Raw genomic sequence first — 24,579 nt, forward strand, 5'->3', positions numbered from 1 at the left:
ATCCACATCTTCTGGATGAAGACGCCGCCGGAGGCGGGCGCGGGATCAGTCCGGGTCGGGATCAGCGTGGCGGTGTGGCCGACCTTCCCGTCGACGATGCCGGGCCAGCTGACGACCGGGGCGACGGTGTCGATCCGCACGGTGATGGTGCGGGTGGACTCGACGGAACCGTCACCGCTGACGGCGCGGTACCCGACGGTCGTGGTGCCCTGCTGGGTGATCTGCATGGAGCCGCTCAGTGTGCCGGGGAACGGGCTGGGCGCGGACGCCACGGTCTGGAAGGGTGCCGTGTTGCCGAGGCGGTATTCCAGACGTTGTACGCCGCCGGCCCCGTCGGTCGCCGACAGGTTCAGGGTGACGGGACCCCGATACCAGCTGTTGGTGCCGGTGGCAACGGCCGGGGTGAGCGTGGCCGCCGCGCTGGTTGGTGCGGCCCAGGCCGGGGCGGCGAGAACGAGCGACCCGACGGACATGGACGCGGCCGGTAAGGCGGCGGCGACCAGGTAGCGGACCAGGCGTTGGCGGGAGTCTCCGGCCGTCCGGCCGGATGGGTGTGATCGCAGAGCTTTCGCGGTGTGAGGTTGGTTGGGCATGCGGTTCCTTTCCACTTCTGCGGTGGGACGCGGAGGCAGACCACGAACGAGGCGACCATCGCGAACGGCGGAATCGCCGTCGGAAGGGCCAGGGTGTGGCCGGCTCGCTGATGACACGTCTGTCCTCAAACGTCCCGGGGGCGTAGGCCGGAGAGCGATCACCTTGAAAGTGATCGTTCGTTCGATAGAACGCTTCGCCGGCGCGGGTGACCAGCGGCCGAAGGCCGCCGGTCACCCGGTGAACGTTGGTGGCCTAGGTGCCGATGCCCGTGCCGACGAACTCGGCCCAGTTGAGGTTGACCAGGTTGCCGCCCGTGGCGCCGCCCGTGACCGAGCGGAACACCAGGAACACCTCATGCGTCCCGGACATCGAGACCGGGAACGTCTGGCTCGTCCAGGTTCCCGTCCCGCCGGTGGACACGAGGTTGGCCGTCGTCAGGATCGGCCCGGTGATCGAGTCCTGACGGACCTCGATTGCCGCCAGCGGCGACCCGGGCGTGCGGCCGGTCGCCGCGTCCGCCACGCGGAACGTGATCGAATCGATGTTGGTCAGGTTGAATGGGCCGTTGAGCTGGAGCCAGTCGCCCGCGCCCAGGCTGCCGCGGTGCACGCCGGCGCCGCCGTCGGTGTTGGTCGCCGTGTTGGTGCCGGACTGGTTGACGACGAACTCCACCTCCTGGTGCTTCTGGCGGATCTGGTGCTGGCCGGTCGTGGTCAGCTGTGGGACGCCGCCCGGACCGCCGTGGTCGGTGTAGCGCGCCTGGACCACGCCGGAGACGTTGCCGCCGTGTGAGGCGTCGTCGGCGTCCGTGTGGAGCACGCCCGAGCAGCCGTTGACGGACTCCTCGGCGTGGCCGTGCGCGTCGTGGCCGAGCACGAACGTCACCTGCACCTCGGAGCAATTCACCGTCCCGTCCTCGGGGTCGGTGACCGTGACCGAGAACGGGATGTCGTCGCCGAACGCGAACGTCCCGCCCTCCACCGGCGTATTGACGACCACCGTCGGACTCGTGTTGCCCACGGTGATCACGGTGCTGGTCGAGGTTTGCTTGCCGGACGAGTCGAGCACGGTCAGCACGGCCGTGTAGCGGCCGGACTGCGTGTAGGTGTGTGTCGGGTTCGGGTCGGTCCCGATCGCCGAGCCGTCGCCGAAGTTCCACTCGTAGCGGATCGAGTCGCCGGGATCCTCATCCAGCGAGCCGGCGCTGGAGAAGTTCACGGTCAGCGGCGTTGAGCCGTCGGTGCGGTTCGTGGTGAGCACGGCCTTCGGCGCGCGCTTGCCCTTGACGTACTCCCACTTGTACATGCCCGCGTCGGGGCTGATGACGTTGAACCCATTGCCGTAGGTCAGCATGTAGAACGCGCCGTCAGAACCGAACTGCACGTCCATCGGGTTGTCGCACTCGAACTGGAACCTGCCTGCCACGGCGTTCGCACGGCTGCCGCAATCCAGGAAGTTGTTGATCTTCTGGACGTGGTTGTTCTGCTTGTCGAGCTTGACCTCGCGCAGCGTGTCCTGCGTCCACTCGCTGATGATCACCGAGTCGTCGTAGTACGGCGGGAACTTGTTAGGGTTCGGGTTCTCCGGGTCGTAGTGGTACTTCGTGACCCCGTGCGGACCGACGCCGCCGGTGTAGAGCTCGGGGAACAGCCGCGGGCATTCGGTCGTCGAGCCGGGCGCGATCGGGCCCGGGGTCGGCGCGTAGGAGGCCTCGCACGGGGTGCCGAGCGGCGCGCTCGTGTTGTTGTCGCGGTAGGAGTACCAGATGTCCGGGTCGGTGACCGGCGGGACGTCCCTCAGGCCCGGCTCGACCGTCGGACCGCCCTCAATGTTCCACAGCGAGTCGTTGCGCTGCGTCGGCCCGTCGCAGTCGAACTTCTGAGGCGGGTTGTTCAGCGGCGTGCCCGCGGTGGTGGTGCCGGGCGCGAACTCGTGGAAGTTCCACTCGTAGTGCGCGAGGTCGCGCTTGTAGCACGTCGGCCAGCCGTAGTTGGACGGCTTGCGCACGATCTCGTAGCGGCCGGTGCCCGACGGGCCGTGCGAGCGCTGCGGTGTCTGGGCGTCGGGCGAGTAGTCGCCGATGTAGGCCACGTCGTTCTCGTCGACCTGGATCCGGAACGGGTTGCGGAAACCCATCGCGTAGACCTCCGGCCGCGTCTTGTCCTGCGGCGCGCCCGCGACCAGCGGGAACAGGTTGCCCGACGGGATCGAGTAGGCGCCTGTGCCGGAGCCGAAGTCGACCTTGTTGGCGTCGGCGGCGGAGATGCTGCCGTCCTTGACCTTGATCCGCAGCACCTTGCCGCGCAGGTCGTTGGTGTTCAGCGCGCTGCGGCGCGAGTCACCGGTGAGCCGCTGATACCAGCCGCCCGCCTGCGCCGTGTTGGTGGCGATCGCCCGCGTGGCGGTGCCGGTCAGGCCGGCGCCGTCGGCGGTGATCTGCGGCTGATCGGACTGCTGCTTGCCGCGGCGGAAGAACACGTTGACGTTCGACGTGTTGACCGGGCCGCCGCTGGTCTGGATCTCATCCGCCTCGATGTTCGAGAGCGCCTCGAGCGCCGCGTCGATCGCATTGCGATCCGCGTTCCACGCGATCGGCTCCGTCGTCTGGCCCTCGAAGGTCAGCGTGAACGTGCCGCCCGTCGCGTTGGTGACGCGCACGGTCTGCTGCTCGTCGGTCTTCTGCGAGTTGTACGGCCCGTAGCCGCCGCCGTTGATGCCGCCCGCGGGCGTGTCATCGCCGGTGACCATCCAGAGGTTGCCGTGCTTGTCGAAGTCGATGTCGCCCGCGACGTGGCAGCACTCCTGGCGGTTGACCGGCACGCGCATGATCTGCTGCTCGGAGCCCATGTCGAGGTGCGCCGGCGTGCTGTCGGTGGCGTCGACGAACTTGAAGCGGCTGAGCTGGAAATAGCCCACGTACGGATCCCACGCGGTCTTGGACGCCGCCACGTTCGGCGGGGTGGTGTTCGGCGTGATCTGGGTGACGACCGATCCGTCGCTCAGCTTGACGTCGGTGACCTCCTTCGCCGAGTAGTAGAGGTAGACCCACTTGTTGGTCGCGAAGTTGGCGTCGACCGCCGGGCCATAGAGCCCGTCCTCGCCCGCGGAGTAGATCTGCTGCGTCATCGGCAGGCTCGGATCGGCGAAGTTGGCGACGACCGTGGTGACACCCGTGGTCGAGTCGTGCATGCGCAGCGAGCCGAGGCGGTCCGTCTGCAGAACGCGGCCGTCCGGCAGCTGGTCGAAGCCGATCGGCTCCTGCAGGTTCGGCGGCGAGCCGATCTTCGTCTGCTGGTAGTTGGCCAGCACGGTCGCGCCGCAATCGCTGTAGACCGGGTCGGCCTGGCCTGCGGCCCAGCCGATCGCGCCCTTGAGGTGCTTGGTGAGGCCGGCGTCGAAGCTCGCGGCCGTGTTGCCCAGGCCGGTGTAGAACGAGCGGCCGCCCCGGAAGTCCTTACACCACGAGACCGGGTGATCGGCGCCCATCGTGCCCCCGGCGATCCCGTCGAGGTTGCCGCCCTGCGGCTGCGGCCCGAACGGGTCCTCGACGACGGTGTCGAGGACGTGTGACACACCGCGGACGTTCTTCGTGAAGTTGTACCAGTTGTCGGTCCGCGACCAGAGCTGCGGCAGATCCTTGGTCGCGTCGTGGACGCGGTCGGCGACCTTCACGTCACCCGATTGCACGTCGGTCCTGCCGGACGCACGCGTCCCCAGGATGTCGGTCAGGAACGACCAGGACTCGTCGGTCTCGACCGCCGAGCCGACGCCGACGAAGCCGCCGCCGTTGCGGAAGTAGCTCTCGAAGTTCGCGCGTTGCGCGTCCGTGAGCGGGCTCGCGAGACCCGTGTCCAAGAACACGACCGCGCGGTACTGCTCCAGCTTCTTCTCCGTGAAATGGTCGCCTATGTCAGCGGGCCCAGGCGCCACGACCGTGAAATCACCGGTTCTGGCCGCATCCCGGATCGCGGCCAGGCCGGCCGACGACACCGCGTCCTGGGTGCTGCGCACCACGAGGACCTTGTACTGGATGCCCTTGGGGTTGGGAGCGGCCGCTGCCGTGGTCGTGCTGGTCAGCGTCGCTCCCACCGCCGCGGTACCGAGCAGTGCTAGCAGCCCTACCAGACTGGTAGCCTTGCGTCTGACGGTGGGGTGTCTGAGGTGCATGGAATCTCCTCTGCTTTCGCCGTCCTCCTCGCCCGCCCCGGGCCGCTCTGCACGCCAATGAAGAAGCGGCCCTGGGCGGGCGGGAGAGTCGGTCTATCTAGCCGCGCCAGCCGGCGATGTTGCCGAAGCTGATCCGCGACGAGTCCAGGGATTGGTTGGGGGCGGTTGTCGCATTCCCCGGCGCATTGTCCTGCTCATAGTTGGGGTAGTGGTACCCCTTCTGCGGGACCGCGTTGAGGAACTCCCGCAGCGGCAGGACACCGGTGCCGACCGGGACGAAGTTGTATCCGTCCGCGTTGTTCGCCGGCGCGCCGTCCTTGACGTGGAACAGCGGAAACCGGTGGGGCATCGGCAAGACGGTAGCCAGCGGGTCGAAGATGCTGGTCCGGGTGACACCGCCGGCATCGGTGTACTTCTGGTACCGGTGCTGCGCGACGAACGCCCAGTAGATGTCCATCTCGAACCAGAGCAGCCGCGCAGGCAACGAAGAACGATCAGGCAGAACCGGCGAAAGGACCATGGCGGACCTCTCCAGGGAGGTAAGTTACGCCCGAACAGTAATGGACTTCTTCCAAAAATGTAAATACTTACGTTCGGAGCGAGCAGACTTTTGTCTATCTCGTCAAAAGTCCCGAATTAGTGACCTTGTCCCCGGCAAAGGAAGCACGACAGGAGTCGCCTGAAGTCGTGCGGGTGCTCGATCGCCGGCACGTGCCCGCATCGCCCGAACACGTGCAGACGGACATCGGCCAGATGTTCGAGCAGGCGCAGGGCTGCCGTCCCGATCGGGGTGACTCGGTCCTCGGCGCCGTGGACGAGCAGCACGGGCGCGCGGACCCCTGCCAGCGTTTGCGCAGAGAGGGCGAGCTCGTCGGCCCAACGTGCCCTAGGTGGGGGGAACAATGACGCGAATGCGGCCGCCCCCGCTCGCATCGCGGCTGCACGGGCATCGACTGCCGACTCGGTCACGAGCGCTTGGTCGTAAACGAGGCGACTCAACATGTCTCGCGCCCCGAGCGGGCCGGCGGGGGCGGCCCAGATCGCGTCGAGCTCGGCGGACAGCGGCGCCCCGGGGGCGCCCATCGTCGAGACCGCCACGACATGGGTGACCTGCCGGGGACGCGCGGCCGCCAACGCCAGCGCCACGGCACCGCCCATGGAGTGACCCACCACGGCGTAATGCTCGACACCGAGAGCATCCATCAGGCCCGCGGCCTGCTCCGTCCACAGCCGGAGCCCACCTCTGGAGCCCGCCGGGATTGGTGTGCGGCCGAACCCCGCCTGGTCAGGAGCCACCAGGTGCCAGGACGTGCCCAGCGCCTCCGCCGTCGTTGCCCAGGCGCCGGACCCGGTCGTGCCGGGTCCGGAGCCGTGCAGCATCAGCACCGCGGGCCCCGTGCCGCTCTCCATGACGTGGACGGGGGAGCCGTCGACCGTGACGGTCCGAAGTGCCGTCACCGGGGCAGGTCGGGGTTGCTCATGCCGATTCGGAGTCGATGGACTTCGAAAACAGCTCCATCATCGCCCTGCCGAATTGCGGCATGTCGGGCCACCCCCGGCAGGAGACGAGGTTGCCGTCCACGACGTCTGGGGCGTCGATGACCGTCGCGCCCGCGTTCTCCATGTCACCGGTGATGGGGGGGAAGCACGCCGTCTTCCGACCCTTCAGCAGCCCGTACACCGCCGGCACCTGCGCGCCGTGGCACACCAGCGCAATCGGGAGGTTGCGCGCGAAGAAGTGCTCGGTGATGCGCCTGACGTCGGCGTCGACCCGGATCCACTCGGGGGCACGTCCTCCGGGGATGATGAGGGCGTCGTAGCGCTCGACGTCGACCTCGGACCAGGGCACGTCGACGGGCAGCTTCCGGCCGTTCTTCTCCACGTAGGCGTCGGAGTTGGGGTCGAACTCGTGGATGACCAGCTGCACGTCACGCATCGTCCGTGACGAGACGTCAACGTCCCAGCCGCCCTCCTGCACGCGATAGTAGGGATACATGGTGTCGAGCTCCTCGGCGGCGTCGCCGGTCAGGACCAGTGCTCTGGGCACCTGCTTCTCCTCGCATCTGGGGCTGGGCAAATCCAATCCGATCCGATCCGGTTGCGTCAGCATTCCTCGGGCCCGGCCGCCCGTCAAGCCTCTACCGCCATTCCGTCCGCGTCCTCGGCCTCGTCGAACAGTCGCCGGAACCGCTCGCCGGACCGCAGGATGTGCCGGCGCATCGCGTAGGCCGCGGCGTCGGGGTCACGCGCGGCGACCGCGGCCACAATTGCTTCGTGCTCGGCCATGGCCAGGTGCGTGACCTGGATGTCGTGGTGCAGCCGGAACAGGTGCACGTGCGTGTGCAGGCGAGCGAGCGCTTCGCGGATGAGCTGGTTCTCCGCGCTCAGGGCGATGAGATCGTGGAAAGCCGCGTCGCGCAGCCCGAAGGCGCCGTAGGCCGTGGGCCCCTCGCCCCGCTCCAGCTCAGCCATCTCCTCCAGCATTCGTCGCAGGCCGGCCACCTGCTCCGGGGATGCGCGTTCGGCGGATCTGCGTGCCGCCGCCGGCTCGAGGAGCAGGCGGATCTCGAGCATGTCCTCGAACCGGTGACGGGTGATCTGAGGGGGAATGCGGTAGCCGGCATGGGGCACGCGCACGACCAGACCCTCCGCCTCCATGCGGTTCAGCGCGTCCCGGATCGGCGTCTGCGAGACCCCCAGCTCTCGTGCGAGGAGGTCGATCGTGACGCGGGAGCCAGGCTCGATCCGCAGCGACATCAGCTGTCCGAGCAGCGTGTCGTACACCTCGTCGGCAAGCCGGCCGCTTGATCTTCCCGGCGGCATCACGCCCGCCACGGCCCCGTGGCCCCACCCGATCGTCGCTTCGTCGTCCATCGTGACGTGAGGCCCTTTCGTGCGTCTTCGCGAACCTGTTGACATCGATCGCAGCGCTGCTGCATGCTGACGCGCACTCGGATCGTATAGGAAAAGCACTCTCGCGGAACCGCCCGCCAGCCCGCAACTTCGATCATCTGAGGCTCTCACGACCCGCGCTGTCCCCGTGACGCCGGTCTGCGGCAAGGCCCTGAACACCCCGGCACCTGCTCGGCGATGCACGCAGCAACGCTCCCGAACACCCCACCCAGAAAGCAGGCAGAGGATGCGGTACCCACAGCGAACAGGACGAGGCCGAAAGGCGCGGCTCGCGGCGGTGGCCTTACTGCTGGCCACGACCGTGGCGGCGTGCGGCGGCGACGACGACGGCGCGAAGGCGGGCGCCCCCAAGGCACCGGCGAGCATCCCGGCGCTCACCCAGGACCCGCTGACCCTCAGCTTCATCTGGTTCGACTGGCCCCCCGCCCACGCGCTGGAAGACTTCGCGAACGCGGAGTACAAGAAGGAGCGGCCGAACGTCACCATCAAGGTCAACACCGTGCCGAACGCGAACTGGCACGACGCGATGTTCACCCAGTTCGCCGCGCGCAAGACCGACTTCGACATCGCGATCCTGGACTCGCAACACATCGGCGAGGCCGTAACGAACGGCAACATCCTCGACATCACCGACTTCGTCAACAAGAACATCGACGTCAAGGCCTACAACCCGTACCTCCTGGCGGCCTACGGCCAGTTCCCCCAGGCGGAGACCGGGAAGCGCGACGAAAACGCCAGCCTGTACGGCCTGCCGCTGCTCGGCGACACGTGGACGATGATCTACCGCAAGGACCTGATCGGCGACAAGCCGCCGCAGACCTGGGACCAGATGATCTCGGCTGCCGAGAAGTGCCAGGCGGACAACCCCGGCGTCAGCGGGCTGGCGTTCCACCAGGCCAACGGCTCCGACGCCGCGGCCGTCACCTACAACACGGTCAACGGCGTCTACGGCGGCAACCTCTGGAACGCCAAGGACCGCAAGATCGACGGTGTCCTCAACGACCAGGCGGGGCAGGAGGCGATGGACGTCCTGGTCAACAAGATGAAGCCGTTGACCGCCAAGGGTTCCGGGAACTGGTTCATCGACGAGGTGAACGCGTCGGTCGCCCAGGGCAAGGCGTGCATCGCGTTCCAGTGGATCGCCGCGAGCGGCGGCCTGCTCGACCCGAAGCAGTCGACGCTCGGCACCTCGCGGGAGCAGATTCTCACCAAGCTGGGCTTCGCCACCCTGCCGGCGCAGAAGACGAACCTAGTGCCGCTCGGCGGCATGGGGATGCACATCTCGGCCTACGCCGACAAGAAGAACCAGGCGGAGGCCCTGAACTTCATGAAGTGGTTCGAGCAGGCCGATATCCAGAAGAAGTGGGCCGCGGCCGGTGGCGTGCCGGCGCGCACGGACGCGCTGCAGTCGCCCGAGTTCCTCAACGCCTCGCCGTTCAACCAGGTGTACGCGGACTCGGTGCCGCGGATGCGGGACATGTGGAACGTGCCCGAGTACGCGCGCCTCGTCGACATCGAGAACACCAACGTGAACGCGGCGCTCAACGGCGCGAAGCAGCCGAAGGACGCGCTCAACGACATCGCCAAGGAGCAGCAGAAGGTGCTCGACTCCAGCAACCGCAAGGGCGGCGGCGGGCTGTGAGTGACCCCGTCCCGCTGAAGACCGACGGCTCCGGGCAGGTGGCGTCCGCGACGCCGCCTGCGCGGGGCCGGTCCCGCCTGAGCGACCGCGGGCTCGCCGTGGTCTTCACCTCCCCCGCGTTGCTGCTGCTGCTCGCCATGTCGGTGTTCCCGTTGCTGTGGACGTTGTACCTGTCCTTCACCGACTACTCGGCCACCCGCGGGGGGCCCGCCGAGTTCGTCGGGTTCGGCAACTACACCGCGATCCTCACGTCGCCGCAGGTCCACCAGAGGACCTTGACGACGTTGATCTTCGTTGTCGGCGCCGTCGCCCTGCAGACCGTGCTCGGCTTCACCATCGCCTACCTGATCTCCCGGCGCACGCGCGGGCGAGGAGTGCTGACCACGCTGTTCCTGGTGCCGATGATGCTGTCGCCGGTCGTGGTCGGGCTGTTCTGGCGGTTCATGCTCGACGCGCAGTTCGGCGTGGTCAACAGCATGCTCGGCTCGCTCGGCCTGGGGCAGGTGGAGTGGCTCACCCGGCAGCGCACGGCACTGCTCTCCCTGATCGTGGTCGACACCTGGCAATGGACGCCGTTCATCATGCTCATCGCGCTCGCGGGTCTCACCGCGGTCCCCAAGTACCTGTACGAGGCCGCCTCGATCGACCGGGCGTCCGAGTGGTTCCGCTTCCGCACCATCACGCTCCCCCTTGTGTGGCCGCTGCTGCTCATCGCCGTGCTGTTCCGGGCCATCGAGGCCTTCCGGCAGTTCGACCTCGTCTACATCCTCACCAGCGGAGGTCCGGGGGTGTCCACCGAGACGTTGTCGTTCCACGTCTACAAGGTGGCGTTCCTGGGCTTCAACACCGGAACCGCCTCCGCGTACGGGATCCTCATGGTCCTCGTCGTCATCGTCCTCACGCAGTTCTACCTGCGTTACTTGAACAAGCTCAAGGAGGACTGATGGCCATCTCCGTGGATAAGGCAGTGTCCACCGGACCTGCGCGGGACCACACGCCACCCACCCGCCGCCTCGGCGGCCGGGGCCGCTCCCTGCTGGAAGTCGCGCTGCTGACCGCGCTGGCGGTCGTCATGCTCTTCCCGGTGCTGTGGATGATCGAGACGTCCATCAAGGAGAACCGGGACGTCTACGCCGTCCCGGCCAAGCTCTTCGGCTTCACCGTCACCATGGACCATTTCAAGGACGTGTTCGTCTCCTCCGGCGGCGGTCGCTCCGGCTTGTCGGTCTCGTTCCTCAACTCCGTCGTGGTCGCCGGTGTCTCGACGGCGCTGGCCACCGTGCTGGGGGTCCCGGCGGCCTGGGCCTACTCACGCTTCGCCCTGAAGGCCAAGAAGGACCAACTGTTCTTCATCCTGTCCACCCGCTTCATGCCGCCCGTGGTGGTCGTGATCCCGATCTTCCTCATGTACCGCCAGGTCGGGCTCATCGACACCCAGCTCGGCCTGATCCTCATCTACACCGCGTTCAACGTCCCGTTCACGATCTGGATGATGAAGGGGTTCGTCGACGAGGTGCCCGCGGAGTACGAGGACGCCGCCATGCTCGACGGCTACACCCGCCTGCAGGCGTTCCGGAAATTCACCCTGCCCCTGCTCGTGCCCGGCATCGCCGCGACGGCGGTCTTCGCCCTCATCTTCTCGTGGAACGAGTTCGTGTTCGCAATCTTCCTCACCTCCAGCGACGACGTGCGGACGGCCCCACCCGCCATCGCCGGCCTCATCGGTGGCACCACTGTGGACTGGGGTCTCGTGGCCGCCGCCTCCGTGGTGTTCGCCCTGCCGGTGCTCGTCTTCGCCTACCTGGTGCGCAAGCACCTCATCGCCGGCGTGACGCTCGGGGCGGTGCGACGCTGATGGCGGGCATCGAGGTGACCGCCCTGCACAAGCGCTACCCGGACGGGACGGTCGCAGTTGATCATGTGGATCTGTCCATCGGCGACGGCGAGCTGTTCGTGATGCTCGGCCCTTCCGGTTGCGGCAAGACGACCACGCTGCGGGCCATCGCCGGCCTGGAGCGGCAGACGACGGGCGACATCCGCATCGGCGACACGCTGGTCAACGACCTGCCGCCCGCCGAGCGCGACATCGCCATGGTGTTCCAGTTCTACGCGCTCTACCCGCATCTGAGGACCCGCGACAACCTGGCGTTCCCGCTGCGGGCCGAGGGACTGCCCGAGCGGGAGGTGCGCGAGCGGGTCGACGAAGCCGCCAGGCTGATGCGGCTCGGTCCGCTCATGGACCGGCGACCGCGCCGGCTGTCCGGCGGGGAGCAACAGCGCGTCGCGCTTGCTCGCGCCCTGGTGCGGCGACCGCGCGCATTCCTCATGGACGAACCGCTCACCAATCTGGACGCGGAGCTGAGGGCGGACATGCGCACGGAAATCAAGCACCTGCAGGGGCAGCTGGGCACGACGATGGTCTACGTCACCCACGACCAGGTCGAGGCGATGTCGCTCGGTCACCGCATCGCCATCCTCAACAAGGGCCGCGTCGAGCAGATCGGCACGCCGCTGGAGGTCTACGACCGTCCGGCGAGTCTGTTCTGCGCCGCGTTCATCGGCTCCCCGCCGATGAACCTGATCGGGGTGGAGGTGGCCGACGGGATGCTGCGCGGTCAGGGCGGACTGGTCCTCACGCCACCGCCGGGCCTGCCACGCGATCGTTCCCTGGTCGCGGGCGTCCGGCCGGAGGCGCTGGAAGTCACAGCACCAGGGGCGGACCGTTCGGTCCCGGCCCGCGTGGTCGCGGCGGAAGGATTGGGCGACGAGATCATCTACGTGATCGACCACGGCGGCGAGCGCGACGTACGGGTCCGGATGCCACCGACAATCCGTTTCGCCGTTGACGCACCGGTCGGGCTGCGGCACTCCGGCGGGACCCCGACGGTCTACGACGTGCGCACGGAAGAACTGGTGGCCTGATGGGAACCGTTGCGGCGCACGGGCTGCGCAAGTCCTTCGGTGAAGTCCAGGCCCTGGACGGGGTGACGCTGGACGTCCCGGACGGCTCGTTCTTCGTCGTGCTCGGGCCCTCCGGGGCCGGCAAGACGACGACCCTGCGAGCGATCGCCGGCCTGGAGAAGCTCGACGCCGGGTCGGTGCATCTGGACGGCAGGGACGCGACCGGTGACGCACCGGCCGCACGGGACCTGGCCATGGTCTTCCAGAACTACGCCCTCTACCCGCGACACACGGTGTACGAGAACATTGCTTCGCCGCTGCGGGCACGCCGCTGTTCTGCGAGCGAGATCGCCGCTGCCGTCGAGCAGGTGTCGAGTCTGCTGCACATCGAACGTCTGCTGCAGCGCCGTCCCGCGCAGTTGTCGGGCGGTGAGATGCAGCGTGTCGCCCTGGCCCGGGCCCTGGTCCGTCGCCCGCGCGCGTTTCTCATGGACGAGCCGCTGACGAACCTCGACCTCAAGCTCCGCGTCGAGATGCGCACCGAACTCACCCGCATCCACCGCAGCCTCGGGGCAACCTTCGTCTACGTGACCAACGACCAGGTCGAGGCCCTGTCGATGGCCGACCAGGTCGCGGTCCTCAAGGAGGGGACGGTCCAACAGGTCGGAACGCCGACCGAGGTGTACGAGCGGCCGGCCAACCAGTGGGTCGCAGGCTTCGTCGGGAGCCCGCGGATCAGCCTGCTCGCCTGCCACGCCGAGGGAGATCGTCTGGTCGGGGCGGAAGGCTGGACGCTGCCGCGGCCCCGCTGGACCACGGCCGAGGACGGCCGCCAGCTGCTGCTGGGCGTGCGCGCGGAGGACCTGTCCGTCGAGCAGCGTGGGGACGCGTCGTTGGAGGGTGAGCTCTACGGGCTTGAGCCGCTCGGTGACCGCACGGTGGTCGACGTCCGAGTGGGGACGGAGATCCTCAAGGTCAAGGCACGACCCACCGTCACTGGCAAGCCGGGCGAGCGGCTGCGCGTCACGGTCGACCTGGACCGTGCGCACCTGTTCGACGCGGACACCGGGCTAGCGCTGTCCGAGGCCGGGAGGTAACCGCGTAGAGCGGCGACGTCAACATGCGCCCGCGCGTGGCAATCGAGCCTCGGCGGACCGTCACCGGTGAGCACGGACTGACGACGCCGAGGCTGCCATGGCCCGAGAAAGCGATCGGTGGCGCGGGGCGTCGCCGTGCGGCCAGGGCCACGTTCGACCCGCTCGGCAACCCGGACCCCGACGAGGTCGTGAGCCCCGTTCGTCCACGCGCGTGGCGCGAACGCTGAGCTCACGCTGGACATCACCAAGAACGTCACAGGAGGCGGCGCAAATGAGTGACCCGATGAACGTCCTGGCCCCCGAGCACCGGCGGCTCCGGATCGGCGACGCCTGGCGCGACGCCGCCGGCGGAGCCACCTTTGCCGTCGAAGACCCCGCCACCGGCAAGACCATCGCCGAGGTGGCGGACGCCGGCGTCGTTGACGGGCTCGCCGCTCTGGACGCGGCGAGCATGGCAATGGCGGAGTGGGCGGCGACCCCGCCGCGAAAACGGTCAGCATTGTTGACCGCGACGTATCAAGCACTGACCGAGCGGTCCGAGGAGGTCGCCCGGCTGATCACGCTCGAGATGGGCAAGACGCTCGCCGAGGCTCGGGGCGAGGTGGCCTACGGCGCCGAGTTCTTCCGTTGGTTCGCCGAGGAGGCGGTGCGCGTCGAGGGACGCTACAACACCGCTCCGGCCGGTGGATACCGCATCCTCACCGTGCCGAAGCCGGTCGGACCGTGCGTCTTCGTGACGCCCTGGAACTTCCCGTTGGCCATGGGGGCCCGCAAGATCGCTCCTGCGCTGGCGGCGGGCTGCACGACGATCACCAAGCCAGCGGCCCAGACGCCACTCACCATGCTGTTCCTGGCCCGCATCATGGAGGAGGTCGGCGTTCCCCCGGGCGTCGTCAACGTGGTGACAACCAAGCGTGCCGGCGAGGTGGTCTCGGCGCTGCTGGCCGACCGTCGGACCCGCAAGCTCTCGTTCACCGGGTCGACCGAGGTCGGGCGCGTGCTGCTCCGACAGGCGGCGGACAACGTCCTGCGCACCTCCATGGAACTGGGCGGTAACGCGGCCCTGATCGTGTGTGCCGACGCGGACCTGGATGTCGCGGTCGACGGTGCCATGGTGGCCAAGATGCGCAACATCGGGGAGTCCTGCATCGCGGCCAACCGGATCTACGTCGAGGAGCCGGTGTACGCGGAGTTCACGGCGCGCTTCGCCGAGCGGATGAGCGCGCTGTCGGTGGGCCATGGTCTCGACGACGGCGTGGACGTCGGAGCGTTGATCGACGAACCCTCGGTCGCCAAGATCGACGAGCTCGTCGCCGACGCGGTCGATCGCGGCGCCCGCGTCCTGGTGGGCGGCGAGCGTCCGCACGGGCCGGGCCACTTCTACCCGCCGACGGTCCTCGTCGACGTGCCCGACGACGCGCGGATGCTGGAGGCGGAGATCTTCGGCCCGGTGGCGCCGATCATGTCGTTCACATCCGACGACGAGGTGCTGGCCAAGGCCAACGACACCGAATACGGCCTGGTCGGATACGTCTTCACCCGTGACCTCCAGCGGGCGCTGCGGTTCACCGAGGGGCTACAGACGGGGATGCTCGGCATCAACCGTGGTCTGATCTCGGACCCGTCAGCTCCGTTCGGAGGCGTGAAACAGTCCGGGATCGGCAAGGAGGGGTCACACGAGGGCATCCTCGAGTACCTCGACGTCACCTACGCGGCGATCGACCTACCGTGACCGGCTCGCCGTCCGCCCAGCACATCGCCGCCGACGTTCCAGAGAGGCACTGACATGCTTGAGACCGTCCGCGGACCACGCCAGCTGATCGTCGGCGAAGGGGTCGCGCAGAACATCCCACGAGTGGTGGCCGAGTGCGGCTCCCGGGTCCTCATCGTGACCGACCGGGTTCTTCTGGGGCAGCCGGGCGTCGCCGAGATCGTGGCCGCCGTACGGGAGAAGGCCAAAGTCGTCGCGGTGTTCGCCGACGCCACTCCGGACGTGCCACTCGCCGATGTCGCCCTGGCCGTATCGGTCGCCGCAGAGGTGGACGCCGACGTGATCCTCGCCATCGGCGGCGGTACGGTGATCGACCTCGCCAAAATCGTCGGCGTCATCCGGCGCCACGGTGGGACGCCGCGTGACTTCTACGGCGAGTCGAAGGTGCCGGGGCCGACGATTCCTCTCGTCGCGGTCCCGACGACGTCAGGCACCGGCTCCGAGCTCACGCCGGTCTCGGTGCTGACCGACCCGGACCGCGCGCTGAAGGTGGGGGTCTCCAGCGTCCACATCGTGCCCGACTACGCCATCGTGGACCCCGAGCTCACCTACACCTGCCCTGCGACCGTCACCGCCCACTCCGGCATCGACGCATTTTGTCACGCGGTGGAGAGCTACACCGCGCGACCCCGGGCCCACGGACCGCGCGACCCGGTGGAGCAGGTCTTCCTCGGCCGCAACCCGATCACAGATCACTACGCGCTCCTGGCCGCGGAGCGGATCGCCCGCAGCCTGCGCCGTGCCGTCAGGGACGGAGGCGACACGGACGCGCGCGCAGACATGTCCTACGGGTCCATGCTCGCCGGGCTCGCCTTCTCCCACGCCGGCAACGCGGCCCCGCACGCCCTCCAGTACCCCATCGGCGCAGCCACCCACACGCCGCACGGCCTGGGCGTCGGGCTGCTGCTGCCCTACGCGCTGGACGCGGCCAGGGACGCCATCGGCGACCGGTTGACCATCCTCGCCGGGGTGTGCGGGCTCGACGTGACCGACGCCTCGGATGCCGAGGGCGCAGATGCGTTCCTCACCTGGCTCGACGGGCTCCTCGCCGACATCGGCATCCCTGCCACCTTGGCGGACATCGGCGTGGCACGCGCCGACCTCCCGCGCTTCGCGGAGATGGCCGGTGGCATCACCCGCTTGATCCAGAACCATCCAGGCCCGACCGACACCGCCAGCCTGACCGCGATCCTCGAAGCGGCCTGGATCGGGGACCGGACCTGATACGTCCTGACTCCGAGCAGAAGATAGTGACGGGCCTTTCACATGACGACGAGTTCCCTGCCCCGCACTGGGTATCGAAATGGTCGGTTACGCCTTCATGGGAGCCGCCCACTCCCAGGCCTGGCGCACGGCCGGCCGGGTCTTCGACCTACCACTGTCGCCACGCATGGTCGCGCTCTGCGGCCGTGAGGCGGCAGCGCCGGGCCGTGCTGCGGCGACTCTCGGGTGGCAGTCCTCGGTCCCCGGTTGCGAGGAGCTGGTGGAGCGGCCGGACATCGACGTCATTGACATCTGCACGCCCGGCGACACGCACGCCCAGATCGCCATCGCGGCGCTCGACGCATGCAAGCACGTCCTCTGCGAGAAGCCGTCGGGGAACTCGGTCGACGATGCGGAGGCCATGACCGCATCGCGCGGACCCGGCCGGCGACGCCGTTGTCAAAGGCGACTTCGCACCTTCAACAAGGTCATCGCACGGCGGAAGAACCGGCGTGCCGCAGCGGCGTCGCGGCGGGCGGCGAGTACGTCGATGAGCTGCCGTGGTGGTCGACAGCCCTGTACACGTACTGCCAGACACCGTTGACCTCGATGTAGGTCTCGTCGACGTACCACCTGTCGCCAGGTGCGTGCCGGCAGAATCTGGCTGCGTCGGGCAGCAATGGATGAACGGCGTCTGGGCCGACGGCGACACCGAGACGGGGTTCTTCCTCGAGCTGGACTGGGGCACCGAACCGGTCGGCAGGCTGGTCGACAAGCTCGCCCCGCAGGCCCGGCTACGGGCCGCCGGCGGCCCCAACCATCCGGTGCTGTTCGTGCTGCCGACACGCGCCCGGGAACAGCACCTGCATCGGCGGCTCGCCGACCAGCCGGAGCCGAGCCTGATGGTCGCGACCACCAGCCCGGAGGCCGCCCGTGATCCCGGGCGGCTGCGCCGCCTGCACGGCCCGGCCGGGCCGGTGTGGCGGGTCGCCGGTAACGGCCGGCACCCGATGCGGCTCACCGACCTGCCCGGTGGGCACGGCGAACCCGGTCCGCTGAACCCGGCCGCGCCGCAGCCGCACGACGACCCGTTGCGGCTGCTCGACACGTCCTGACCCGCGGCGGCGCCGTCGTGCCGGCTGCGGGGCGTGGACCGCGGCGACGGGCACCCAACAGTCCCAACTCAGGACCGGTGACCGCACTCGCGGCCGCGGAGGTCTCGGCGGGCCGGGCTGTTGGGTGGCCGCGCTACGGTCGAGGCTCACATCTGTGAATCCATCGGTTGCTCCACCGGGGTCTGTCGCCCACATCCGCGGTCGCCGGCCCAGCCGCCTTCCGGCTGGTCGGCCTGTCCCGCCCGCTGGCGCCGCCCAAGCCCTCACGCCTGTGCGCCTCCTGCGCACCCCGCGCCTGCGCGGGCACGCCCTACGCTGCGCCGCCCCACCTGTCGGGTCGCTGTCCGCGACGACTGCCGCACGCCGTCTGCAGTGACGGGGTCCCTGCGGTGTCGCAGCACTGTCCCCATTGGAGGTATCCATCATGCCCAACAGCCCGTACGTCCTGACCGTCCCGTGCCTGCCGAACAGCACCCCGCACCGCGACCTCACCCGGCACACCGTGGACCGGCTCGCCGACCCGACCCATCACCGGCGAAGCAGTGCTCCGGCGCCGCGCTTCACGATCACCGCCCGCCTACGCCGGCACCGACCCGGTCACCGGGCTGCCGCCCGCCGGTCGCCAAGCGTCGTCTCGCCGATGCGTGCGCGTCCGGGGAGCGGTGACCATCGCGTTGCTCGACATGCACGGCGTGAACGACGTCCACGGCCATCACGGCCGCGACGTCTATCTGGCCGCAGTATCTGACTCCTGCATGACGTGGCGGCCAGCGACGGGCCGGGCCATAGGGTCGCCCCGCCCTATGGCGACGACTTCATCGTGATCAGTACCCGTACCCCACAGGTTGTGGTCGCCACGCTGAGCGGCCTGCTGCCGAGCGCTGCCCGGACGATGCCGGTGCGGTGTAGTGTCGCCGTCCTCCATGTGCGCGGCAGCGGCGGCAACGTGGGCCCGGGCACCGTGCTCGGCTGCGCGGACTTGGCCATGCACACGGCGAAGCGGGACTGCGGCAGTGGGCGCGTGTACGACGCCACCCGGGACGGCACCCAGCCAGCGGACGGTGCCTGCTGGTTGCGGTCACGAAACCGGACGGACGCCGACCACGTCACCGAACGCGTCCGCGACGACCGGCAGCCGCGCTCCCCCACCGACACACACCAGCAACCCCAGGTGCTCGCGGCCGACGTCAGCGGCCTCAACCGCCTGCACCGCCGCGGCGACGGCCGCATCCACCACCCCGGCGGCCGCCAGCCGCAGCTGCGGCAACCCGAACACAATCTGCTCCCCCGACGGGCCCGGCACCAGCACCGTCTGGGTCACCGACAGCGCCTCCTTCGCCAACCTGGCAGGCAGCAGCAGCTCCGCCGCCCCACCGGACGGCGCCAGGAACTCCGCGACCGCCACGTCCAGCGCGTCACCACCACCGTCCGCGGCGTCGACACTGGCGAGGACGTCGAACCCGTCACCGGTCCGGGACAGCACCGTGGCCGTGAACCCGGCGCCCAGGTCGCAGACGACGAAGGCCTGCTCTGTCAGCTCGGCACCACCAGCGAGCAGGTACCAGCCCACCGCGACCGGCGCGGCGACCAGCTCCGCGTGGTCTGCACCGACCCGCTGCAGCGCGGTGCGCAGCGCGGCCCGCCGGCGTCCACGGTGTCTGCGGTCAGCCGGCTCATCGGATCGGCTACGAGCCCTTCCGGACGGTGCACCGCCCGGCGGGACGCGGCCGGTCCGGTGACCAGGCTGCCGTCCGGCTCGACCAGGATTGCGGAGGGTGTCCAGCCGTCCCCGTCGAAGCGGACGACGTGCACGGCCCCGTCCGATCCCGCGTACGCGACCTTCATCCGGGCCGTGCCGATGTCCACGGCCACGACGACCCCAGAACGCGAAGACATAGACACATCTTTACGCATCGAATCTTGACCGTGTGACCCGGCGGTCACGCCCAGCGACACCCACTGTTCTCGATACGACCGGCGTGACTGCGGCGGCCCGGCGCCGCCCGGTTCGAGGGCCGCCCGGTTCGAGGGCCGCCCGGTCGAGTGATGGCCGAACCGCGAGCAAGCGAGACGCACCGCGGTGCTCGAACAGCAGGTCTGCGACACGGGGTCGAACGCCTCGTCGTTCGGTGAGCAAGGTCAAACGAGTGCGCCGCGACCCCCCGCGTGCTGCTGGTCCCGTGTACCCGCAGCGGCAAGGTCGACGAGGACGCCCGGCCCGTCGCAGGCTCCGCCGAGATCGTCACTGAACCGGCGAAGATGGCCCGGATGACCGAGCTCGTCCGGCGCAAGTACGGCCTGGCGTACCGCGTGCTCATGCTGATCGAACGCATCGTCGTCCGCGGCGCGCGGGACCGCATCATGCTCCGCATCACCCTGTCTGCTTGACCGCCTCGGCTGGGCGGCTCACCGCCACCACGCGCTGACCGTCATCCCGACCCCGAAGACAGTAAGGACGATGCCGGTGAGCCGCGCGGTGCGGACCGCGTCGCGTTCCCGGTCGGCGGACACCTGCCGGTACTGGCTGACCAACGCGGCCACATCCGCAGGCATCGTCAGACACCTCGTGGCGAGCCCTCTGACGTTCGTCGCAAGGGCCGCGCCCGCCACGACGAACGCCAGCCCGAACCCGAACAGCTCCCAGTCCATGGCGGCGCAGCCTATGGCGCAACACGCACATCGCCGTTACGACGCCGTGTCGCGCAGGCGCGGGCGCGGATCCTCATCCCAGACAGCGCGCCGTAGTAGGCGGTTTGCGGGCGCCGGCGGCGTCGAACAGCAGAGGCGTCAGGCCGGCCCGCCACGAGTCGGTTTCACGGACGCCCGGAACGCCACCTCCCGGACCTGCCACGCAGATAGCGTTCACGGCCGCAGCGGTCGGCCCGGCCGGATCGACGCCGCTGCGCTTGACCCGCTCCGGGCACCCCCGCCGAGCCCACCACCGCGCGATCACAGCGCTGCGCCCCTGCCCGCCGCCGCCCGGCTCGCCCTCCACGGCCTGCTCGGCCAATGGCAGGAGCGCAACCGCACCGCGACGCTGCCGCCCGGCATCGCGCAGCTGGACGCGCACAGCAACCTCGACAACCTGCGCCGGGTCATCGGCTGGCTGCGAGACGCGTTGGGAAGCCCAACCGTGGGTGGAGCAGCGACGCTGACGCCGCCGTGGTACCTGCTGCGGCTGTTGCTGGCCGGGGTGTAGGACGTTTGTCTGCTTGATGTCGATGCGGCACCGGGCCTGGACATCGCCCGGATCGACAATCAGGCGACGCTCGAACGGCCACGACGACCCGCGTCGCGGTCTCTTTAGCTCCGCGCGCCCGGCCCTCCGCGACGTGCTGCTTGGCCTGGTGGAAAATCTGCCAGCTGGTGGCCTCCGTGATGTCGAGGATCCGGCGATCTCGCGGTACGGGTGGTCGAACGCGGCGCGCAGCACGTACACCGCCCGCGGTGGTGGGTCATCATTGCTGGATGGACGACGACAGCACGGGCTTGGCGGTGCGGCTGCACGGCATCGGCGCGCTGCGCGGCACCAGCGAGCCCCGGCCGGTGGCCGGCGACGGCATGAGCCTGGTGCGGGTCACCGCCGTCGGGCTGTGCGGCTCGGACCTGCACTGGTTCACCCACGGCGGCATCGGCGACGCGCAGCTGACCCGGCCGGTCGTGCCGGGTCACGAGTTCGCCGGCGTCGTGACGGGCGGTCCCCTGCACGGCCGCCGCGTCGCCGTCGACCCGGCCATCCCATGCGGGCGGTGCGCCAGATGCCTGGAGGGGTACCGCAACCTCTGCCCCGCCGTCCGCTTCGCCGGTCACGGCGAGCTCGACGGTGCGCTGCGCGAGTGGATGACCTGGCCGACGGACCTGCTGCACCCGCTGCCCGACAACCTCTCCGACACCGACGGCGCGATGCTGGAGCCGCTCGGCATCGCGGTCCACGCCTTCGACCTCGGGCACCTGCGGCTCGGCGGGTCGGTCGCGGTCGTCGGCTGCGGACCGATCGGCCTGCTGCTGATCCAGCTCGCACGGGTGGCCGGCGCGACCCGTGTGGTGGCGATGGATCCTCTCGTACACCGGACGGCAGCGGCACAGAGAGTCGGTGCGGACGAGACGGTGGCGGACGACAGCGCGGACCGCTTGGAAGGCGTCGACGCTGACGTGGTGTTCGAGGTGGCCGGCAACGACCGGGCCGTGCACGCGGCGGTCACAGCGGCCCGACCCGGCGGGCGGATCGTCCTGGTCGGCATCCCGGACGAGGACACGACGACGTTCCCGGCCGGGGCGGCGCGGCGCAAGGGCCTGACGTTCGCGATGTGCCGGCGGATGAACGACGTCTATCCGCGCGCGATCGACCTCGTCCAGCGCGGGCGGGTGGACGTCGCGTCGCTCGTCACGCACCGCTTCCCACTGTCCGAGGCCACGGAGGCGTTCGGCACCGCGGTCCGGCGCGCCGGACTGAAGGTCGTCGTCACGCCCTGAGCTCGGTGGCCTGCCGTAGTCCGTGTCTCACAAACCAGCCGCGAGCCTGCCGGGCGGCGGTGGTCAGGGTGCCCGGCTCCTCGAACAGGTGCGTGGCGCCAGGCACGACGATCAGCTGGTTGGGGCAGCGCAGCTGGGCCTGCGCGGCCCGGTTGAGCGCCACGACCCGAGGGTCGCGGCCACCGACGATGAGCAGGGTGGGCGCGGTCACTGCGGACAGCCGCCGCCCGGCCAGGTCGGGGCGGCCGCTCCGGGAGACGATCGCCGCGACGCCGGCATGCGGCTCCGCAGCCGCCCACAGCGCCGCGGCCGCGCCCGTGCTGGCGCCGAACCAGCCGACCGGCAACGTCGCGCACAGCGGGTGCTCGCGCACCCACGCGGTGACCTCAGTGAGCCGGCGGGCGAGCAGCGCGATGTCGAACACCTGCGCCCGGTCGACCGCTTCGTCCGGGGTGAGCAGGTCGAACAGCAACGTGGCGAGCCCGCCCTGGTGCATCACAGCGGCGGCATACTCGTTGCGCGGGCTGTGCCGGCTGCTGCCGCTGCCGTGGGCGAACACGACCAGTCCGTCGGCGCCGGCGGGCACGGTGAGGCGCCCGGGCAGGCGCAGGGTCCGCGGGCAGGCGACGACCTCCTCGTCGTGCCAGTGCGCCCGAGCCGGTGCCGGGCGGCTCACCGCCCTGTGCCGGACGAGCAGGTCGCGGACCTCGTCGTCGGTGGTCGGCGTGAAGTCCTCGTACGCCTGGCCGACCGACGACAGCCTGGTCAGCGGCCGGACGGAGACCACCTCGTCGCAGTCGCGCAGCAGCGGTCCGATCGCGTCAGCGGGCGCGACCGGGACGGCGAGGACGACGCGGGCGGCGCCTCGGGCGCGGGCGACCCACGCGGCGGCCCGTGCGGTCGACCCGGTCGCGATGCCGTCATCGACGATGACGACGGTCCGACCCGCCAGGTCGATCGCCGGCCGGTCGCCGCGGAGTAGCCCGGCGCGGCGGCGTAGTGCCGCCAGCTCGGTCCGCTCGACCGCGGCCAGTTGCTCGTCGCCGATCCCGGCCAGGTTGATGACGCGCTGGTTGAGGACGCGCACGCCGTCCTCGCCGATGGCACCCATGCCGAGCTCGGGCTGCCACGGCACGCCGAGCTTCCGCACGACGATGACGTCCAGCGGGGCGTTCAGCTCCTCGGCGACCTGGGCGGCGACGGGCACGCCGCCACGGGGCAGGCCCAGCACCACGACGTCCTGGCCGCGCAGCCGGGCCAGCTTGCGGCCCAGTTGGCGGCCCGCGTCGACCCGGTCGCTGAAGAGCGGGGTTGCGATCTTCATGATCCACCTCCAGGTGACAGCGGCGGCGGCAGTGGCCGGCTGCCGTCCGGACCCCGTACAGGTCGGTACGCGGCCCGCACATCGGCCTCACTCGGCCACCGTGACGCGGTGATGGCGGAAAACGTCAGGGCCTAAGGTCCCGTGCCGCCACCCCACCGCCGGACGCGACGCAACGCGGCGCGGGCCGGCCGCGCGGGACCGACGGTGCTGGGCGTGCCAGGCGATCCGCGCGACGCTGGATACGACAAGCATCCCGCGACGCAGCCGCTCCTCAGAACGAAGATTGCATCTGATGAGCGAACGCACACAGGAGACGGCGGCCGACCGCGAGCGAGCCGATCTGGCCGGCTACGCCTGGGTCCGCCACGACTTCACCTGGCAGCACGCCCGGTCGTGGTTGTCCGGCAGGCCCGATGGCCGGGCGCTCAACATCGGCTACGAGGCGGTCGACCGACACGCCGCCGGCGAACTGCCGGAGCTGCGTCAGTGCTGGTCGTCGGCGACGGTCCCGCGCCGGAGGGCACCGATTCGTTCGCGGCTGCGATCGGCGCGACGGCCGGCTGGCTCCGCACGGCCGGCGCCGCGTGACCGCGGCTCCCCGGCCGCCACGCCGCGCTCCGCGGAGGAGCTCACCCCGCAGCACCGTCAAGGAGGTCACCATGGTTGCCGAACACACCATCGTCGTCGGCGTCGACGGCTCCCCGTCGAGCCTGGAAGCTGTCGACTGGGCAGCCGCGGAGGCGGTGCGCCGGGGCCGGCCGATGCACATCCTGCACGCGTTCCAGTGGCCGCCGCCGATCTACGCGCCGGCCGTCCCGCCATTGCCGTCACCGTTCGAGCTCGGGATCCAGGAGGCGGCCGCGGAGATCGTCGCCGAGGCCGCCGACCGGGCGAGAGCCGCCGCGCCCGAGGTGCGGCTCACCACGGCCACCCGGCCGGAGCCGGCCTCGGTGGCGTTGCTGGACACCGCCAGGACCGCCGCCGAACTGGTGGTCGGCAGCCGCGGCCACGGCGGCTTCGCCGGTCTCCTGCTGGGATCGGTCAGCACGCAGGTCGCCACGCACGCCCCCTGCCCGGTCGTGGTCGTGCGGCACCTCGACCGGCCGCCCGGCCCGGAAGCGGAACGGGTCGTGGTCGGGGTCGACGGCTCGCACGACGCCGGCGACGCGCTGCGGTTCGCGTTCGAGCACGCGTCGTCGTGCGGCGCCGGTCTGACGGCCGTCCTGGCCCACCGGTGGGCGGCCTCGTCCGGCCGCCCCGACGGCCCGCTGCCGCTGATCGTCGACGCCGACGACCAGGGGCAGGACGTGCAGCGCACCCTGGCCGAGTCCACAGCCGGGTGGCGGGACAAGTACCCGGACGTCGACTTCCGCACGATC

Annotated in this window: 20 protein-coding genes and 3 pseudogenes; 12 read left to right on the plus strand and 11 right to left on the minus strand. The window is 70.0% G+C overall.

Going from position 1 to position 24,579, the window contains the following annotated elements; all coding sequences use genetic code 11:
- From AB0J72_RS56520 to AB0J72_RS56545, 6 genes are all read right to left on the minus strand, one after another.
- The coding region (locus AB0J72_RS56520; RefSeq protein WP_363416771.1) for a hypothetical protein at positions 1–473 on the minus strand (473 nt) is incomplete at its 3' end.
- Between the two features lie 373 nt (positions 474–846).
- On the minus strand, positions 847–4,683 hold the full coding sequence (locus AB0J72_RS56525; protein WP_363416774.1) for a ThuA domain-containing protein: 3,837 nt from the start codon (positions 4,681–4,683) through the stop codon (positions 847–849).
- 175 nt (positions 4,684–4,858) lie between these two features.
- Positions 4,859–5,245: a hypothetical protein gene (locus tag AB0J72_RS56530; RefSeq protein WP_363416777.1), complete on the minus strand. Its 387-nt coding sequence runs from the start codon at positions 5,243–5,245 to the stop codon at positions 4,859–4,861.
- 152 nt (positions 5,246–5,397) lie between these two features.
- The gene (locus AB0J72_RS56535; protein ID WP_363416780.1) at positions 5,398–6,219 is read right to left on the minus strand and encodes an alpha/beta hydrolase; all 822 of its coding nucleotides are present in this window, start codon (positions 6,217–6,219) and stop codon (positions 5,398–5,400) included.
- 19 nt (positions 6,220–6,238) lie between these two features.
- A complete protein-coding gene (locus tag AB0J72_RS56540; protein ID WP_363416783.1) occupies positions 6,239–6,808 on the minus strand; it encodes a DJ-1/PfpI family protein in 570 nt (189 codons plus the stop codon).
- An 83-nt stretch (positions 6,809–6,891) separates the two neighbouring features.
- A complete protein-coding gene (locus AB0J72_RS56545) occupies positions 6,892–7,635 on the minus strand; it encodes a GntR family transcriptional regulator (protein ID WP_363416786.1) in 744 nt (247 codons plus the stop codon).
- A 316-nt stretch (positions 7,636–7,951) separates the two neighbouring features.
- On the opposite strand from AB0J72_RS56545, the gene AB0J72_RS56550 reads away from it, so the two are divergent.
- The 8 genes and pseudogenes from AB0J72_RS56550 to AB0J72_RS56585 all read left to right on the plus strand — a co-directional run.
- Positions 7,952–9,316, plus strand: coding sequence for an extracellular solute-binding protein (locus tag AB0J72_RS56550; protein ID WP_363416789.1), 1,365 nt, complete (start codon positions 7,952–7,954; stop codon positions 9,314–9,316).
- Positions 9,313–10,260, plus strand: a complete 948-nt coding sequence (locus tag AB0J72_RS56555; protein ID WP_363416792.1) for a sugar ABC transporter permease — start codon at positions 9,313–9,315, stop codon at positions 10,258–10,260. The genes AB0J72_RS56550 and AB0J72_RS56555 overlap by 4 nt, the downstream gene beginning before the upstream one ends.
- The gene (locus AB0J72_RS56560; RefSeq protein WP_363416795.1) at positions 10,260–11,171 is read left to right on the plus strand and encodes a carbohydrate ABC transporter permease; all 912 of its coding nucleotides are present in this window, start codon (positions 10,260–10,262) and stop codon (positions 11,169–11,171) included. The genes AB0J72_RS56555 and AB0J72_RS56560 overlap by 1 nt, the downstream gene beginning before the upstream one ends.
- A complete protein-coding gene (locus AB0J72_RS56565; protein WP_363416798.1) occupies positions 11,171–12,238 on the plus strand; it encodes an ABC transporter ATP-binding protein in 1,068 nt (355 codons plus the stop codon). Before AB0J72_RS56560 ends, AB0J72_RS56565 begins: the two co-directional genes overlap by 1 nt.
- Positions 12,238–13,314: an ABC transporter ATP-binding protein gene (locus AB0J72_RS56570; protein WP_363416801.1), complete on the plus strand. Its 1,077-nt coding sequence runs from the start codon at positions 12,238–12,240 to the stop codon at positions 13,312–13,314. The genes AB0J72_RS56565 and AB0J72_RS56570 overlap by 1 nt, the downstream gene beginning before the upstream one ends.
- A gap of 271 nt (positions 13,315–13,585) precedes the next feature.
- The gene (locus tag AB0J72_RS56575; RefSeq protein ID WP_363416827.1) at positions 13,586–15,046 is read left to right on the plus strand and encodes an NAD-dependent succinate-semialdehyde dehydrogenase; all 1,461 of its coding nucleotides are present in this window, start codon (positions 13,586–13,588) and stop codon (positions 15,044–15,046) included.
- A 54-nt stretch (positions 15,047–15,100) separates the two neighbouring features.
- A complete protein-coding gene (locus AB0J72_RS56580) occupies positions 15,101–16,309 on the plus strand; it encodes an iron-containing alcohol dehydrogenase (protein WP_363416804.1) in 1,209 nt (402 codons plus the stop codon).
- A gap of 79 nt (positions 16,310–16,388) precedes the next feature.
- Positions 16,389–16,706 (plus strand): annotated as a pseudogene (locus tag AB0J72_RS56585) (Gfo/Idh/MocA family oxidoreductase); the annotation flags it as partial.
- A gap of 68 nt (positions 16,707–16,774) precedes the next feature.
- Here AB0J72_RS56585 and AB0J72_RS56590 read toward each other — a convergent pair.
- Positions 16,775–16,971: pseudogene (locus tag AB0J72_RS56590) on the minus strand (DDE-type integrase/transposase/recombinase); the annotation flags it as partial.
- Between AB0J72_RS56590 and AB0J72_RS56595 the strand changes: the two are divergent.
- Positions 16,972–17,403, plus strand: coding sequence for a hypothetical protein (locus AB0J72_RS56595; protein ID WP_363416807.1), 432 nt, complete (start codon positions 16,972–16,974; stop codon positions 17,401–17,403).
- Between the two features lie 1,078 nt (positions 17,404–18,481).
- On the opposite strand, the gene AB0J72_RS56600 is transcribed toward AB0J72_RS56595, so the two are convergent.
- Both AB0J72_RS56600 and AB0J72_RS56605 read right to left on the minus strand, forming a co-directional pair.
- Positions 18,482–18,973 (minus strand): hypothetical protein, encoded by a 492-nt coding sequence (locus AB0J72_RS56600; RefSeq protein WP_363416810.1) that lies wholly within the window; start codon positions 18,971–18,973, stop codon positions 18,482–18,484.
- A complete protein-coding gene (locus tag AB0J72_RS56605; protein ID WP_363416813.1) occupies positions 18,937–19,299 on the minus strand; it encodes a hypothetical protein in 363 nt (120 codons plus the stop codon). The genes AB0J72_RS56600 and AB0J72_RS56605 overlap by 37 nt, the downstream gene beginning before the upstream one ends.
- 270 nt (positions 19,300–19,569) lie before the next feature.
- Here AB0J72_RS56605 and AB0J72_RS56610 point away from each other — a divergent pair, with 270 nt between their 5' ends.
- Positions 19,570–19,791, plus strand: a complete 222-nt coding sequence (locus AB0J72_RS56610) for a hypothetical protein (RefSeq protein ID WP_363416816.1) — start codon at positions 19,570–19,572, stop codon at positions 19,789–19,791.
- Positions 19,792–19,809: 18 nt separating this feature from the next.
- Here AB0J72_RS56610 and AB0J72_RS56615 read toward each other — a convergent pair whose 3' ends face one another.
- A complete protein-coding gene (locus tag AB0J72_RS56615) occupies positions 19,810–20,052 on the minus strand; it encodes a hypothetical protein (RefSeq protein WP_363416818.1) in 243 nt (80 codons plus the stop codon).
- Between the two features lie 819 nt (positions 20,053–20,871).
- Between AB0J72_RS56615 and AB0J72_RS56620 the strand changes: the two genes are divergently transcribed.
- Positions 20,872–21,876, plus strand: coding sequence for an alcohol dehydrogenase catalytic domain-containing protein (locus AB0J72_RS56620; protein WP_363416821.1), 1,005 nt, complete (start codon positions 20,872–20,874; stop codon positions 21,874–21,876).
- A 703-nt stretch (positions 21,877–22,579) separates the two neighbouring features.
- Here AB0J72_RS56620 and AB0J72_RS56625 read toward each other — a convergent pair.
- Positions 22,580–23,200 (minus strand): annotated as a pseudogene (locus AB0J72_RS56625) (phosphoribosyltransferase family protein); the annotation flags it as partial.
- A gap of 659 nt (positions 23,201–23,859) precedes the next feature.
- Here AB0J72_RS56625 and AB0J72_RS56630 point away from each other — a divergent pair.
- Positions 23,860–24,579, plus strand: a 720-nt coding sequence (locus tag AB0J72_RS56630) for a universal stress protein (protein ID WP_363416824.1), incomplete at its 3' end; no start/stop codon positions are given.

Origin of the sequence: Dactylosporangium sp. NPDC049742, from assembly GCF_040674675.1 — a bacterium.
Lineage (GTDB): Bacteria > Actinomycetota > Actinomycetes > Mycobacteriales > Micromonosporaceae > Dactylosporangium > Dactylosporangium maewongense.